We start from the raw sequence: 15809 nt of genomic DNA, 5'->3' as shown, positions 1-15809 counted from the left end.
CTGATGCGTATGGCTTCGTGCTTTTTTGTCATCCCGACGCCAGGAGGGATCTACTTTCCTAATTCAGAATCTGCTTGAAGGAAAGTAGATCCCTCCTGGCGTCGGGATGACAAAAAATGCTATTATTGTAACCTTTATTCTGCACAAGGACACAAAGCGCGAAGTCATAAAGCGCCAGCAACACCCACAAACGCCGATATGTTGATCTGCCCCCGCTTGCTACAAACATTCGGCCCCGACGGGGCCGTTTTGCTGGCTGTAAATCATTTGATGGTATCTTACCTACGAAAACAGCGAATGACCAACAGCCAAGTCCAATGCAAAAAATTATACCTGCTATACTACTGACTATCAGTACATTATTACCCTATAACCTAACCGTTGCGCAGTCCAAATCAGCCATTCCTGCCGAGGCGCAGAAGGCGGCGAAAAACGTACGGCCCAAGACCATTGAAGCACACATGCGCTACCTCGCCGACGACAAACTGGCGGGGCGCAAACCGGGCACACCCGGCTACGACCTAGCGGCGCAGTATGTAGAAAAACAGTTTATAGCCCTTGGCTTCAAGCCAGGTGTTGCCACGCCGGGCGGCGCTACGGCGGGTGGGCAAAATGGCACGTTTCGGCAGGCAGTGCCCCTGCGTAAAGCCCAGGTGCGCGAAGAAGGTAGTTCGCTGGTGATGATTCGGGGTGGGCAGGCCAAAGGACTGACCTACGGTAAGCATTTCATCTTCAGCCCAAACTTTGGCAAGCCCATCAGCGAAGTGACCGCCCCGGTGGTGTTTGTGGGTTTTGGTGTGTCGGCCCCCGAACTGGGGTACGACGACTACGCTAAGATCGACGTGCAGGGCAAGATCGTAGCGTGTTTCAACGGTGCACCGGCTACGTTCCCTTCCAACCAACGAGCCTATTCGGGGTCGGCGAAAGCCGAGGTGGCGGCCGCACGCGGAGCCGTAGGCCTGATCACGTTCAGCCTGCCCACCGACGTCCGCGCCCGGATTGAAGCTAACGCCCCGCGTAACCGGCAGGCCACCTACCGCTGGACCGATGCCAAAGGGCAGGCACAACGCACGTTCCCACAGTTGGCGGTGGTGGCTTCACTGGGTGATTCAACCGCCCGGCTGATGTTCGACAAGGCACCGAAAACGTTTGACGAAGTCCGAAAAGCGGCCAACCTGGGTCAGGCGCAGGCGTTTCCGCTGCCGGTTTCATTTCGCGCCAAGACCCAAACTGATCTCGCCGACGGACTTGTGGGCGAAAACATCGTAGGGTTACTGCCCGGTTCAGACCCCAAACTGAAAGACGAATACGTGGTTTATGTCTCGCACCTCGACCACCTTGGCGTCACGCCGGATCGCCGGACTGATCCTGTCAAAATCGCAGGAACGTCTGCCGATTCGATCAACAACGGGGCGCATGACAATGCATCGGGGGTGGCCATCAACCTGGAAACGGCCCGGCTGTTGGCGTCGCTGCCCAAAGCACCCCGCCGGTCGATCCTGTTTGTGGCCGTTACGGGGGAAGAAATGGGCCTGCTTGGTTCTGATTATTTCGCGTCGAACCCCACGGTGCCGAAGGCCAGTATCGTAGCAAATCTCTGCCTCGACATGCCTTTTTTCTTCCACCCCCTGCTCGACATTGTGCCCTACGGTTCCGAGCATTCGAGCATGAAGGGAGCCGTTGAATCCGCCGCGCAGTTTGTGGGGGTGCAGATCGCTAAAGACCCCATCCCCGAACAGGCCGTGTTTATGCGGTCCGACCATTTCAGCTTCGTGCGGCAGGGCATTCCGGCCATTTACATCAAAAGCGGCAGCACCACCGGCGACGACCGCGACGGCACCAAGCTCAACCTCGACTGGCGGGCTACCATCTACCACACACCGCAGGACGACATGAACCAACCCTTCGACTGGAGCGCGGCGGCCCGGCATGTGCAACTTCAATTCCTGATCGGCTACCTCACCGCCCAGGCCGACATCCGCCCCGTCTGGAACCAGGGGGATTTCTTTGGGACGAAGTTTGGGCCACTAACGAAGGGGCGTTAAAAATAAATGCCCTGTCTGTTTCATGGAAAAAGAAGAAGGAGCACGTACGCATATCCGTCGAGACTCCTCATTTCGCCCCTACCAATCGGGGCCGCAGATGATTGTGTACCGTCCACTGTCCCACGTTGCGGCCAAGCTCCAGACCCGCCTCACACGAAAACCGGAAGTGAATACCAGCCATAACCCGCGAATCGGCGTTCTCCTTTGCCGCCTGGCTAAAACTGCTGAAACTGCGCGTAGCCGTTACGGGGTCGGCCGTTGTGGAGGTAGCTATAAACCGGGTTTTGTCGCCAAAAACGTGCGCCAGCACCACAGCGGCGGCATTGCCTAAGGCACTGTGCGTAGACGGGTAGTCCTGCACAGGTGGTGTCGGCATGAGCGGTTCCCAAGCCGGGTCAGGCGATGTTGCGGCATTACCGTCTGTTGCGGCACCGCGAATGGCTGTGTAAGGCCGCCAGAAATTGTAATGAAATTTGGCATCCCAGCCCGAGATGTAGGCGTCGGCCATCGCCATATTAAGCAGGGCAAATAACCGGGCCGTTGCCAGCAGGTCGAGCTTCCGATCTGCGGCCACCGTGCGAGCAATACGGTTCCAGCCAATTTCTGAAAATTCATACCAAAACTTTGCGTAAGCCGTCTGGTCGGGTGTGCGGGTTTGGCTCACGATAGACCCTACTGCCTTTACTTCGTCAAACGCTGTGGTGTACACAGTACTGTTAAGGGTTGGATGTGGAAGCGAGCGAAACTGGTCGGGTTGCTTCAAACCGAAAGGCTTCATGGTGCGCCAGAATGGGGCAAAGACAAATGTGAACGGCGGCACCGTCTGGTAAACGCCCGCTTCAGTCGAGGCCGCCACATCCACCGCCGGGTTTTGCATTGCGCCGTCACCGTCGCGCCATTTCAGAACGACAGCCGCCGCTTCTCCGCCTAGAGCAAGTCCCCGGTTCAGGCTCTCACCAACTGGCACCTTCGTCAGCGACTGAATCAGGGCCGAGTCAAGCATGGGTAGTTTTTCGGGAAAAATACCCGCCAGCACGTCATGAGCTGCTTTTGCTGCTGCCGCAACGGGTGCGGCCTGTGCATCCTTGCGGAGTGCGTCATCGGGCTGATAGGTGGGCGCAATGGCGTTGAGGGCAAAAAACATAGCCATGTGCACCATCGCGTAGGTATGCGAAGCCAGCAACGCGTGCTGATAAGTAATGCCACCGCAAGCTTGAAGCGCAACCATATTCCAGTCTATGATAACCTGGTTGGATTGCACCAGTGGCTTTTCGGCAATGCATTGGGGCCTCACCGAAGTCGGAGAGTTGAACGCCATCAACAAGGCTGCGCTGAGAAGGAGTGTAAGAGTGAACGACTTTTTCATGGGATTTGATTGGTTAAAAACGAACGAATTTTTGGCAACGGACACCCAGTCCGGCTTTTTTGCCGGAAAACTTGTTGGAGAAGCAGCACAGACGGTGATCAGCAACCTACTACAGGAAGGCCCTCCTACAGGCGATATCGAATTGGAAAAGGTCTTACCGGACTGGCGGAATATGCTGGTTTACCCGGAAGAAATTAGTCGGGTCATACGTGGCTTTAGTAGCGGCCGGCCTCTGGTAGTTTGTACCGTAAGTGGCCCGGATGCGGTCGTCGCCGCGCGTTGAGAGTCGATAGCTGGTCGTGCAGGGCTGCTTTGAATTGGGCAATAGAGCGTTCAGCTACCATGTTTGATGGAAGTTATTGGTGAGAGGAAATTGACGAAAAAATGTCAGGCAATCAGCAAGGGCGCACCCCGCTTCCGGTAGTGCAGGGGTGAGGCACCGAATTTTTGGCTGAATGTTCTGCTGAAATGGGCGTTACTCACGAAACCACTCTCAGCGGCAATATCGGCGACGCTTTTTTCGGTATTCGTCAGCAGCACCTCCGCATAGTCTAATCGCTTTTGTAGTAGCCATTGGGCGGGTGGCATATTGAAAATACGTTTGAACTCCCGCTTGAAGGTGGTTACACTTCGGTTAGAAAACTTAGCGAATTCGGTCAGCGACAGGTTATACATGAAACTCGTTTCCATCACCGTGTACAGCGACGTATCGGGGCATTTGGCCAGCGTATTCAGGTAGGCAGCTACTAGCTGATTGGCTGGATCATCGAGAATAGACAGAAACAAGTCATTGAAATACTGCGCCAACTGCGCTTCGGCGGGCGGCTGATCATCAGAAAAGTGTGCCAGAATAGTTTGTGACAAGCTTCGTGTGAGTTCACTGACGGCCAGTTCCGTAACCTGTTCGAGGGGTTGCTCAGCAAGTGGTTTATTTTTGGTGTGCTTATTATACTGCCTGATGAGTTGCTGTAGGTACTTATCCGGGATGTACATATTCATGGAGCACCAGCCTTCGTCCAGATATAACTCCTGATTGTAAGCCCCTATCCGGAAAAAATAGCAGGATCCGGGTTGTAACAGCCACGTCTTTTCAGGCCGGTTTATCAGCTTTTTGCCATCAATGACAAAGGAAAGAATGTTGTAATGCGTGAACACATCTACTTTGCGAACTACTTGCGGGCAGTCGTAATAAACGAATAACAAGTCTTTGCAGACGAACTGTTTGTAGAGTTCGGGCTGGTAGCGTAAAAACTCGTACACGTTGATCATAACCGTAAGGGTCTAGCGGGCTAACTCGCTCAGGAACAGAACAAAGGTATACGTTGCTGATGGAGAGCACTTTGCTGTGAGGCTCAACTTATTGCCTGTAGAGGTCAAAATAGCGGAGCCACGAGCTAAATCCCTCCGATTGCCGTCAGGTTCTTCTGGTTTTGCTGGCGGTAGTGCAGGGGTGCGATTCCATATTTTTCTTTAAAGGCCCGGCTGAAGTGCGAACCGTTCTCGAAACCGCTTTCAAATACGATATCAGCAATACTTTTCCCGGTAATTTCCAACAATGTTTGGGCGTATGAAAGCCTTTTTTGTATCAGCCACCTACCAGGTGTCGTATTGAAGATGGTAGCAAATTCTCGTTTGAACGTAGCCAAACTCCGGCAGGCAATACGGGCATAGTCACATAGGGAGAGATTGTACATATAATTAGTCTCCATCACTTCATAAAGCGATACGTGCGGCCGCTCCGTCAAACTGTTTAAATAGGTGACAAGGTTATGATTAGCCGGATTTGTGAGCAGCGCATAAACTAATTCCTGAAACCGCTCTTCTAAAACGGTTTCGGTAGGCAGTATTGCATTACTGAAGAACGCCAGCACCGTCTGGATAAACCTGGCCGTTGTTTCGTTAACAGTCAATTCAATAATTTGCTCGGTATGTTGATTAGGGGTCGTTTTAACATGGTAAAATCGACGGTGTTCACGAATGAGGTTTTGCAAATACGGATCAGGCACATAAATCGTGATAGCGCGATATCCTTCGTCAATATACATCTCTTGAATAAACGCCCCTTTCTTAACAAACTCACAGCATCCCTTCGTCAATGTCCAGGTTTTGCCTGCCCGATGAAGATGCTTTCCCCCGCTTATAGTGAACGTAAGATAGCTGTGGTGGGTATAAATATCCACCCGGTGCTGCGACTGTAGGCAGTCGTAGTAGGCAAACAGTATGTCTTTGCAAACCAACTGCTTGCAGGTACCCGGCAGATAGGCAAGAAAATCATGTATGTTCGTCATAATGGAAGTAGCTAGTATCATCGGCTTTCGAGGCAACTCACCGTTAGCCCTTCTGGGTAGGAATAGACAAATCTATGTACCAGCAGTACTAGTTGCCAATCGAGCGTGTGTTAACAGCTGACCCGAAAAGTGGTGGCACACAGCCCATACTCTGGCTGTGTTACTGAATATGCTGGCTGAAAGCACCCGTTTAGCCAGCAAAGTCTCCTTTTTTAACTAGCATTACCGGTGATCTATACCTTTCATAATGACCAGCCTGATGTCTTTCTGCAACTTGTGCGGGAAGTGGGACAGTGGCTCGTCGACTCAGGGCAACTGATGTGGGAGCCAGACACACTAACGGCGGAAAACCTCATCAGCGACTATACCCGCGACAATTGCTACGTGATGTATGCTCACGATAACAACGCCGGTGCGGCATCCCAATCAGCCGAACCGGCGGGTACGTTTATCCTGCAATGGGAAGACCCGCTCTTTTATCCCGACGTACCGGCAAATACCGTAGGCATCATTCACAAACTAGCCATACGGCGGTCCTTTGCGGGGCAGAACCTATTCAAGCCTATACTCGATTTCTGTAAAGAGGTCTGCCTGAAACGCGGTATCCACGAGATTCAGTTAGAGACCGATGCCACCCGCCCGGCCCTGATGCGCTTCTACGAACGCAACGGCTTTACCCCGCTTTATCAAAAACAAATTCACGAGTTCGGGCAGGACTTTTTGTGCCAGTATTATAGGATAATATTTTGATCGTTAAGCACCCGCTACAAACAGTACAGTTAATTGTGTTGACCGGACGGAAAAGATGAAGTCTAAACTGGACAGCCTCATTCGTCTATCTATCCATGCAATGGCCCACCTTTACGGACGCTACGCCTAACGAAGCGTATAATTTCTCGTCGAAACCCCATGATCTACGGCCCGTCAGGCTATTGATTGTCATGGGGTTGCTGTTTATGGCGGCGTTTCTGTGGGTGTATTTTCAGCCGCAGAACCGGGGCTATTCGTGGCTGTTTGCCCTCCTCACGATCTCGGTACTGTTTAAGTCGCTCCGGCTGCTGCACGAATGGTACCACTACTGGCAGGTGAAGCCCCTCGTGCGCCCCGCCGTCACCCGCGACTGGACCGTCGACGTGCTGACGACCTACTGCCCCGGCGAACCCCACGCCATGATCATCAACACATTGCGGGCTATTCAGGCCATCACCTACCCCCACACTACCTACCTCTGCGACGAGGCCAACGACCCATATCTACGTCAGGTTTGCGCCGAGATGGGCGTACGGCACATGACGCGCAGGGACAAAACCGACGCCAAAGCGGGCAACATCAACAACGCACTGCAACAGGCCACCGGCGACATCTGCCTCGTCATCGACCCCGACCACGTGCCCGTCCCCGATTTCCTGGACCATGTACTCCCCTATTTTGAGGATAGCGCCGTGGGTTTTGTGCAATGCGCGCAGGCGTATTACAACCGCAAAGAGAGCGTAGTAGCCTTTGGTGCCACCGAGCAGACATACAGTTTCTATGGCCCCATGATGACCTGCATGGGTCAATATGGCACGGCCCAGGCCATTGGTGCCAACTGCACGTTCCGGCGCGAGGCGCTGGACAGCATCGGCGGGCACGCCAACGGGCTGAGTGAAGATATGCACACGGCCATGCGGCTGCACGCGAAAGGCTGGACGTCGGCGTATGTGCCACTACCGCTGTCATACGGATTGGTACCGGCCACCCTATCGGCCTATTACAAGCAGCAGTTAAAGTGGGCGCGGGGCACGTTTGAACTGCTCGTAACCACCTACCCGCGCGTGTTTGGCGGACTATCGTTTCGGCAAAAGCTGCACTACGGCACCCTGCCGCTGTATTACCTGCTGGGTACGGTGCAACTCATCGACATTCTGATTCCCATTCTGTCGCTGGTGCTGATGCGGCTGCCTTTGCAACTCGATCTGTTGCTGTTTGCCACAGCCTATGTTCCCGTTTTTCTGACCGCGTTTCTGGTTCGGCAGTATGCGCAACGGTGGCTGGTAGAGCGGCACGAAGCCGGCTTTCACCTGGTGGGCGGTGTGTTGGCCAGCGGTACGTGGTGGGTGTATGTGCTGGGGTTTGTCTACACTATTTTCCGGGTAAAAGTGCCCTATATCCCCACCCCGAAAGACGACAAGCCGCGCAATAACCTGGTCCTCATCTTACCCAATCTGCTTATGGCCCTACTCACGCTGGGCGCCATTGGTTTTAGCCTTTACTGGTATGGCCGATTCACGTTGAACAACGTTTATTCGCAGCTGATGATTGGCTTTGGCCTGCTCAACGTGCTGATTATGAGCATCAACATCATCATTGGTCAGGAGAAGATGCTGCTGACTATTGGCAGCTGGATCAGCCGGTTGTCGGCCTGGAGGCCCGATTTTTTCTGGTCTATGCGGCTGGTTGCCTGGCGGGTTCGCTACAGCCTCTACTACTGGCTCCGGCGGTGGGCTTTGCCGTTGTTTATTGGCGTGCTGGTGCTGACGCTGGGAATGGGCGTGTTTACCTACAACAAACGTACCGACCACCTGCCCAGACACCTGCGGTTTGCCACCACCCAACCCTTCTACGTGGGCCTGACCCCCGACGGCACTACCCTGGCCCGCCAAACGGCCGATACCCTGATCGTGCCTTATCACCTAAGCTGGCCAGTGGCGGCAGGCTCAGCCATTCCTGGGCGGGCAAGCGGCCAGCCAGACGTCAAATTTCCCCTACTCCTGATCGAACCAGCGGGACTGTCGGCGGGAGAAGGGGGCCTTCAGGCGTTTCTGGGCAGTATCCTGCGGGGTGAGCGCGACGAGGCCCTGGCTGAATTTGCCCTGTCGGCAAAAGCGTATGGTACCCCCATTCTGGTCAGTTTCATGCCCCGTTTCGACGATCCCGCCCAGCCCTGGAGCCTTTCTGAAGAGCGTGACCTGGCCCTTTACCAGCAAACGTGGCGCTATCTGGTGGCAGGTTGTCGCCGGAAAGGGGCCGACAACCTGCTCTGGGTGTGGTGCCCTACCAAACCGGCTACGCTTGTGGCCCATTACCCCGGCAATGACGCTGTTGACTGGCTTGGTTTTGATGAAATAGACGATCCGGCAGCGGAGGCTAACTGGAAAAGTCATTCGTTTGCTGCCTTGTTTCAGCCAATACACACCACTGTGCGCACCCATCCCGACTATACCATCCGCCAGAAACCCATTCTGATCACCCAGCTTTCGTCACTGACCGAACCTCGCACCGCCGCGCAATGGACGACTGAAGCCCTTGACCTGATGCGGGAGCGCTACCCCGAAATCAGGGGTGTTGTGTTTGGCGAACGGGCCGCTTTACAACGGCATCGCAAGGCGTTGATGACAGCGGCGGAGTAAGACTTACTTCTTTACCTCAAACGAAAAATTGGCGGTGGCCACGTGATGATGCCCGTCGTAGGCGTTGGCGAAGAGGCGGTAGGCACCGGGCCTGGCCGGTAGCCGGAAGCGAACAGTTGGGGTATTGTTACCATCCAGAAGCCCTTCAAGAGCGGGGCGGGGTACGCCTACGTAGTCGGTGCCCGACTCAGCTCGCTGTTTCACTTCCCAGTAGTAGGTAAGCGTATCTTTCTCCGGGTCAACAACCTGAAAATGAGCCTGATGCCATGGCCTTGACGCCGTAAATGACTGGTTTAGCAAGGGCTTTCCGTCAATCAATAGCCGCTTAACTACCGGAGCCAGGTTAGCCGGTTTGCGCCGCGACCACAACTCCTGCATCACCCCCACCAGCGGCGATTCGCGGCCCTCTTCGTCGAAAACGCTGAACCACGTATGGGTTTCTTCCTGCTTGGTTCCCCAATAGAACAGGTAAGCGCCAAAGCAATTGGGCGGGTAGGATCCGATGTAAGCGTGGTAAAAGTCGCGCACCGATTTGGCTTTCTGTTCACTGTTCGGTTCGTCGGGCGCACCCCAGGGGGCCAGGGTTGTTTCCCAGTAGCCGGGGGCGCCGTATTCCGAAATCAGGTAGGGTTTGTGCCAGCCACCTTTATCCAGAAATTTGGCAAGCTGCGACGTGAGTGCGTATGAGTTTACCGAAAGCACGTCGACATCGGTACAACGCTGGGCTACCAGGCGAATAGACCGTTCACTGTCTGACGACATGGCCGTGCTGACGGGATGATTGTTATCCAGCGAATGAACCAGTTGAGAGAGGCGGTTCACCTCGTCGTATACTTTGAAATTATCGGCTTCCAATGCCCATTCGTTGCCCACACACCACATGAGCAGAGCCGGGTGGTGGCGGTATTTGAGCACCGTTTTACGAATGCGCTGGTACTGCCGCTCCACGGCGGGCTGGTCGTCGTAGTCGAACCCCTCCATTTCGCGCTCTACCCAGAGACCCAGCATCACGGTCAGGCCCAGCCGCTGGGCTTCGTCGAGAATCCGGCCGGCGTCTATGTCGTCCCAAACCCGCACCGAATTACCACCACAGGCCTTGAGCTGGGCCAGATGGCTCACGCCGCCTGCACCCTTGATGTAGTAGGGTTTGCCATGCCAGTACAGTTCATACGACTGCCCGTTGAACCGAATGGCGGTGGGTGCCGTGGGGGCTGTGTCGGTGGGGCGTTGCCCATTTCTGCCCTCACAACCACCCAACATGACTAAAAACAGCGGGGCTAACCAGAAGATTCTTCGCGTTTTAACTTCCCAATAGGTAATCATCATATATGTTGACTACCCTTGCCTCATCCGTCACGTTGGCAACAAAATTATACAAGTGGGTTAATCCAGCCGAAAAACCACGGGCAGGGTGAATTTCACGCGCACCGTCCGGCCGGCCTGCCGCCCGGCTTTCCAGCGGGGCATGTTTTTCACCACGCGAAGCGCCTCGTCGTCGCAGCCAAAACCAATGCCTTTGATCACCTCCACGTCAACGAGGCTGCCATCTGTGTTGACAATGAAGTTCAGGTATACCTTGCCCGATACACCCGCGCTGCTGGCAGCACCGGGGTAGTGCAGGTTACGTTGCAGGTACGCGGCCAGGGCTGATATCCCGCCCGGAAATTCGGGTTGCTGCTCAACGACGGTGAAGGGAGCGTCATCGTTTACTTCTGGTTTTTCTATAGCCTGCTCAATGGCCGTGGGGGCCGACGATTCGGGCGGAGCGATGATCTCCATGTCGCCGGTGCCCTCCTGCGTAGTCTGGCCGGAGATGGCCTCTTTCAGTTCGTCGACCGTAGCGATGGGAGGCACGTCATCGGGGGCATCGGCCACTACCTCAGGCACGAGATTCTTTACCGTAGCCACCGTGGGGGCTATTTCTTCTTTCGGCGGAATTACCACTTTGTCTTCAGGCGGCGCTTCCGTTGTCACGTTTGTGAGCGTTATTTCATCCATAAACGCCGTACGTTCGGGTTTTACGAGCGCATAGAGCGAGGGGATTTGCAGGGCACCCACAAACAGCAGGCTTCCCAGCACAACGGCCCGGCCCAGCGTGGCCCGGTAGGCTTTCCGCAGGTCATAGGCCCCGTAGGCCTGGTTGCGGTGTTCAAAAATAAGATCGTCGAAATTGGCCATGACTACACAGACGTTTGTTTCCGTGTAGATGCAGACGGGTGCATGAATGCACAGGAGAGAGAGCTAAGAGTCAAGAGGTGAGAGTCAAGAGCTAAGAGCCAAGAGGTAAGAGTGGCTGACGTAGGAGTACACTTGCGTCAGCCACTCTTACCTCTTGGCTCTTAGCTCTTGACTCTCACCTCTTGGCTCTTGACTCTCACCTCTTGGCTCTTAGCTCTCTCCCCTTCTACCTTTCCAGAAAATTGCCTGACTCGATCAGCGTCTGGTGCCCATCTACTTTCAGGAATACGTACATCTGGCAGGAAACGGCTTCGTCGGCCATGTGGACGGGCACTTCCCGGCGGGCGTATTCGTCGTCGGGGTGGTGCTTAATACCTTCATAGTCATCCAGTTGAGTTAGGATTGATTCGTCGACGATCTGAAAAACGTCACCCCAGACGCGGTGGCTACTGTCGGGTTCGTAGGTAGCACCGGGATACCAGCCCAGGTTAAAAAGACGCCCCGGTACCCAGCCATGTCCCAGCAAGCGGGCATGCTGCCGGAGCAAGTGGGCCATTGGGTTGCCATAAGTGCTGCGCAGGGTGCCGTAGACAAATAGATTCATAAGCAAGTATAGTGATTATGAGCCAAATCGACGTACCTACCCCAGGGTATTACACGCGCTCAATGACGACGGCATACCCCTGCCCCACCCCAACGCACATGGTGGCCAGGCCGTAGCGTTTTTGCTTTAGTTGCAGTTCCAGCGCCAGCGTTTGCAGCAAACGGGTGCCCGACATGCCCAGCGGATGGCCGAGGGCAATGGCCCCGCCGTTGGGGTTCACACGGGTGTCGTCGTCGGTCAGGCCGAGCAGGCGTGTACAGGCCAGACTTTGGGCAGCAAAGGCCTCGTTCAGCTCAATAACGTCAATCTGGTCTAAGGTTAGCCCCGCTTTGGCCAGGGCCTGCTGTGTAGCGCCCACCGGGCCAATACCCATAATGCGCGGTTCGACGCCTACCACAGCCCAACTGACCAGGCGGGCCACGGGCTTGAGGTTGTATTGCCGGGCAGCCTTGTCAGAAGCCACCAGCATGGCCGCTGCGCCGTCATTCAGCCCGGCCGCGTTGCCCGCCGTAACGGTACCGCCCTGTTTAAATGCCGGCTTTAACTGCGCCAGCTTCTCCAGCGACGTTTGCGGTTTCACGAATTCATCCTCCGCAAACAGAGTAGGAGCTGCCCCCCGGGGTTGTGGAATCGGAACGGGTTGAATTTCCTGCGCAAACCGCCCTGCCTGTTGCGCCTGCGCCGCTTTCTGCTGCGACCGGTAGGCAAACAGGTCCTGATCATCGCGGCTGATGTGATAGAGATCAACCAGGTTTTCGGCGGTCATGCCCATCGTGTCGATGCCATACAGGGCTTCCATCCGGGGGTTAACAAACCGCCAGCCAAAGCTTGAATCGTAGAGTTTGGCATCATTGCCAAACGGCCTGGCACTCTTCGACATCACCCAGGGACCCCGCGTCATGTGCTCTATACCCCCGGCCATGAACACGTCGCCATCGCCCGCACGGATAGCCCGGCCCGCCTGCACCACCGCCGACATCCCCGATGCGCACAGCCGGTTGACGGTTTCGCCCGGCACGGTGGGGGGCAGTCCGGCCAGCAGCAGCGCCATGCGGGCCACGTTGCGGTTGTCTTCGCCCGCCTGATTGTGGCAACCCAAAATAACGTCCGCCACGGCGTCGGGTGGCAGCGTTGGACTACGTTCCAGCAGGGCCGTCAGCACGAAAGCGGCCAGATCGTCGGCCCGGACGGGCGACAGGCTACCGCCAAAACTACCAATCGGCGTGCGGATAGCATCAATGATATAAGCGTCAGTCATGGGGGTTGGGGATTGATGGGCCGCTGATTGTTATGATGCTTATGATGCATTATGATCTTTTTTTAAATCATAATGCATCATAAGCATCATAACAATCAGCGGCCCATCAATGGGCAATTATATAGTTTGCACTTGTCTTAGCCTGAATCTCGTTTAGCGTTGCGCCGGGCATTCGTTCGAGCAGGGTCAGTTGGCCGTTCGGGTAGCCGAATACGGCGAGGTCGGTGATGAGTAAGCTAACAACGCCGGAGGCCGTGAGGGGCAGCCTGCAGGCCGGAACAATCTTCGGCGAGCCGTCGGGATTGGTGTGAGTCATGGTGATAATGAGCCGTTTAGCGCCCCGTGCCAGGTCCATAGCGCCGCCCACACCCAGCAACGGTTTGCCCGGTACGGCCCAGTTAGCCAGGTTGGCGGCTTCGTCTACTTCCAGACCACCCATAATGGCCACGTCGATATGCCCGCCCCGGATCATGGCAAACGAATCGGCGGAATCGAAATAGCTGCTGCCGGGCAGGGCCGTCACGGGAATCTTACCGGCATTGACGGGGTAGTCCATCGCGCCGCCACCATTAACCGGCACGGGGCCAACGCCGAGCATGCCGTTTTCGGTGTGCAGGATGACACCGTGCTGCGGCGTGATCAGGTCGGCCACCAACGTCGGGATGCCGATGCCGAGGTTGACCACATCGCCCCGACGCAATTCGGCCAGGGCGCGGCGGGCCATATTCATCCGACTGTCATCGACTTTTTTGGACGACGAAACCGAAGCCGAACTGCCCAGGTCGTCGAGGGTCAGTTTTGCTTCGACCAGGTAATCCACGAAGCAGCCGGGCGTGTGGATGTGTTCCGGAGCAAGGCTGCCAACGGGCACGATTTCTTCGACTTCAGCAATGACCAGATCGGCCGCCGTGGCCATAGCCCGGTTGAAGTTCTGTTCGGTCATCCGGTAGCATAGGTTGCCAGCGGTGTCGGCGCGCCAGGCCCGGATAAAGGCCACATTACCGCGAAGAGCCTTCACAAATACCTGCTCCACCCCGTCGATCACTTTGGTTTCCTGTTCCTGCGCAATGAGGGTGCCAGCGGCGGTGGGCGTGTAGAACCCGCCGATACCGGCTCCGCCCGCCCGCAGGGCTTCGGCCAGCGTTCCCTGCGGCAGCAGTTCGTAGGCCACCGCACCCGACTGCGCCGCCCTGACCGCGTCGGGATTGGACGTGAAAAACGAGCCAATTATTTTTTTAAGCTGCCCATTGCGCAACAGCCGTCCGCCGCCCAGTCCCGGTTCGCCGGTGTTGTTGCCAATGAAGGTTAGGTTGCGGGTGCCGCGTTCGGCCAGGGCATGCATAAGATGAACCGGGTTGCCGGTCATGCCGAAACCGCCCTGCAGCAGGGTATCGCCGTCGTTGACCAACGCAGCCGCTTCGTGAACGGTTAATTGAGGTACTGTTTTCATGGATTAGGTCAGTACAGATTCACCCGCTCGTTTTGCTCCCAGACCAACGTAGTTTTCAGCAACTACCGCCGAGGCTACCTGACTGGCTATGAGCTGGTTAAATCGGGATGCTTGCAGGGCCAGATCAAAAGCTGACTTATCTGCATTATGGTGAAAAAGGTCGGTCATGAAGTTCGAGAACTCCTGTACCCGCCAAACCCGGCGCATGCAACAGGCGGTGTAGTCCTGCAAGTCGGCCATCGACCCGTCGCGGTACCAGCGCATCAGCGCGTCGAACAACTGCCCGGCATCGGCAACGGCCATGTTGAGGCCTTTGGCACCGGTGGGTGGCACAATATGGGCCGAATCGCCCGCCAGAAACAGCCGCCCGTGTTGCATGGGTTCACTCACGAAGCTCCGCATGGGGGTAATGGTTTTTTCCAGAATGGGGCCTTCCTGCAACGCCCAGTCTGTTGTGCCCAGCCGGATTTGCAACTCCGACCAGATGCGTTCATCAGGCCAGTCATCTACCGTATCGGTCACGTCGCACTGCACGTAGAGCCGCGAAATGTCGGGCGACCGCATGCTGTGGAGCGCGAAGCCGCGCTCGTGGTAGGCGTAGATTAGCTCGTGGGTAGAGGGGGGCACCTTGGCCAGAATACCCAGCCAGCAGTAGGGATACGTTTTATCATAGACCCGCGTCAACGCCTCCGGGATGGCCTTGCGCGAAATGCCGTGGAAGCCGTCGCAGCCCGCCACAAAATCACAGGTAAGGGTATGCGCTTCGCCGTTATGGGTGTAGTGAACCACTGGCTTTTCGCCATCATCAACGTGCTGAATGTCAACAGCTTTCGCGTCAAAAACAATAGATTCGCCCGCGCCTGGCAACGAACTATCCAGCCGTAGTTGAATCAGGTCTTTCACCACTTCGGTTTGCGCATAGATGGTCACGCGGGAGCCGCCCGTTAGCTCGGCCAGGTCGATGCGGTGGCGTTTGCCGTTGAAGCTCAGGATCACGCCGTTGTGAATCAGCCCCTCGCGGTCGAGCCGGTCAGCCGCTCCTGCCTGCCGGAGCCTGTCGACGGTGCCCTGTTCCAGCAAACCCGCCCGCTGCCGACTTTCTACACGCTGCCGGGGCCGGTTTTCCAGCACCACCGATTCAATTCCCTGCTGATGCAGCAACTGCGCCAGCAACAACCCTGCTGGACCAGCCCCGATAATGCCTACTTGGGTGTGCTTCATGGTAGCTATT

The 15809-nt window shown here is 55.9% G+C and carries 13 protein-coding genes; 3 read left to right on the top strand and 10 right to left on the bottom strand.

The window, feature by feature from the left end:
* Nucleotides 1–317: 317 nt before the first annotated feature.
* Nucleotides 318–2045, top strand: a complete 1728-nt coding sequence (locus J2I47_RS17160; protein WP_207365824.1) for a M28 family metallopeptidase — start codon at nucleotides 318–320, stop codon at nucleotides 2043–2045.
* A 67-nt stretch (nucleotides 2046–2112) separates the two neighbouring features.
* Here J2I47_RS17160 and J2I47_RS17155 read toward each other — a convergent pair whose 3' ends face one another.
* The 4 genes from J2I47_RS17155 to J2I47_RS17140 all read right to left on the bottom strand — a co-directional run bounded on the left by J2I47_RS17155 (nucleotide 2113) and on the right by J2I47_RS17140 (nucleotide 5699).
* Complete coding sequence (locus J2I47_RS17155) at nucleotides 2113–3273, bottom strand: vanadium-dependent haloperoxidase (RefSeq protein ID WP_229374742.1); 1161 nt, start codon at nucleotides 3271–3273, stop codon at nucleotides 2113–2115.
* 292 nt (nucleotides 3274–3565) lie between these two features.
* Nucleotides 3566–3736 carry a BBE domain-containing protein gene (locus J2I47_RS17150; protein WP_229374708.1) on the bottom strand — a complete coding sequence of 57 codons (171 nt, stop codon included), beginning with the start codon at nucleotides 3734–3736 and terminating at the stop codon, nucleotides 3566–3568.
* Between the two features lie 62 nt (nucleotides 3737–3798).
* Nucleotides 3799–4680 carry a helix-turn-helix domain-containing protein gene (locus tag J2I47_RS17145; RefSeq protein WP_207365822.1) on the bottom strand — a complete coding sequence of 294 codons (882 nt, stop codon included), beginning with the start codon at nucleotides 4678–4680 and terminating at the stop codon, nucleotides 3799–3801.
* A 125-nt stretch (nucleotides 4681–4805) separates the two neighbouring features.
* Entirely contained in the window at nucleotides 4806–5699 is an 894-nt protein-coding gene (locus J2I47_RS17140) for a helix-turn-helix domain-containing protein (RefSeq protein WP_207365821.1), read from the bottom strand.
* 228 nt (nucleotides 5700–5927) lie between these two features.
* Here J2I47_RS17140 and J2I47_RS17135 point away from each other — a divergent pair, with 228 nt between their 5' ends.
* Together J2I47_RS17135 and J2I47_RS17130 are read left to right on the top strand one after the other, a co-directional pair.
* Complete coding sequence (locus J2I47_RS17135) at nucleotides 5928–6449, top strand: GNAT family N-acetyltransferase (RefSeq protein WP_207365820.1); 522 nt, start codon at nucleotides 5928–5930, stop codon at nucleotides 6447–6449.
* A gap of 95 nt (nucleotides 6450–6544) precedes the next feature.
* On the top strand, nucleotides 6545–9088 hold the full coding sequence (locus J2I47_RS17130) for a glycosyltransferase (RefSeq protein ID WP_207365819.1): 2544 nt from the start codon (nucleotides 6545–6547) through the stop codon (nucleotides 9086–9088).
* A gap of 3 nt (nucleotides 9089–9091) precedes the next feature.
* On the opposite strand, the gene J2I47_RS17125 is transcribed toward J2I47_RS17130, so the two are convergent.
* The 6 genes from J2I47_RS17125 to J2I47_RS17100 all read right to left on the bottom strand — a co-directional run bounded on the left by J2I47_RS17125 (nucleotide 9092) and on the right by J2I47_RS17100 (nucleotide 15799).
* The gene (locus J2I47_RS17125; protein ID WP_207365818.1) at nucleotides 9092–10414 is read right to left on the bottom strand and encodes a glycoside hydrolase family 2 TIM barrel-domain containing protein; all 1323 of its coding nucleotides are present in this window, start codon (nucleotides 10412–10414) and stop codon (nucleotides 9092–9094) included.
* Nucleotides 10415–10471: 57 nt separating this feature from the next.
* On the bottom strand, nucleotides 10472–11266 hold the full coding sequence (locus J2I47_RS17120) for an energy transducer TonB (RefSeq protein ID WP_207365817.1): 795 nt from the start codon (nucleotides 11264–11266) through the stop codon (nucleotides 10472–10474).
* A 226-nt stretch (nucleotides 11267–11492) separates the two neighbouring features.
* Nucleotides 11493–11870: a gamma-glutamylcyclotransferase family protein gene (locus J2I47_RS17115; protein WP_207365816.1), complete on the bottom strand. Its 378-nt coding sequence runs from the start codon at nucleotides 11868–11870 to the stop codon at nucleotides 11493–11495.
* 49 nt (nucleotides 11871–11919) lie between these two features.
* The gene (pcaF, locus tag J2I47_RS17110) at nucleotides 11920–13128 is read right to left on the bottom strand and encodes a 3-oxoadipyl-CoA thiolase (protein ID WP_207365815.1); all 1209 of its coding nucleotides are present in this window, start codon (nucleotides 13126–13128) and stop codon (nucleotides 11920–11922) included.
* A gap of 106 nt (nucleotides 13129–13234) precedes the next feature.
* Complete coding sequence (locus J2I47_RS17105; protein WP_207365814.1) at nucleotides 13235–14578, bottom strand: 3-oxoacid CoA-transferase; 1344 nt, start codon at nucleotides 14576–14578, stop codon at nucleotides 13235–13237.
* A 3-nt stretch (nucleotides 14579–14581) separates the two neighbouring features.
* Nucleotides 14582–15799 (bottom strand): 4-hydroxybenzoate 3-monooxygenase, encoded by a 1218-nt coding sequence (locus J2I47_RS17100; protein WP_207365813.1) that lies wholly within the window; start codon nucleotides 15797–15799, stop codon nucleotides 14582–14584.
* Nucleotides 15800–15809: the final 10 nt, after the last annotated feature.

The sequence above is a fragment of the Fibrella rubiginis genome (assembly GCF_017353185.1).
Taxonomy (GTDB): Bacteria; Bacteroidota; Bacteroidia; order Cytophagales; family Spirosomataceae; genus Fibrella; species Fibrella rubiginis.
This window is presented reverse-complemented; position numbering and strand designations above follow the sequence as displayed.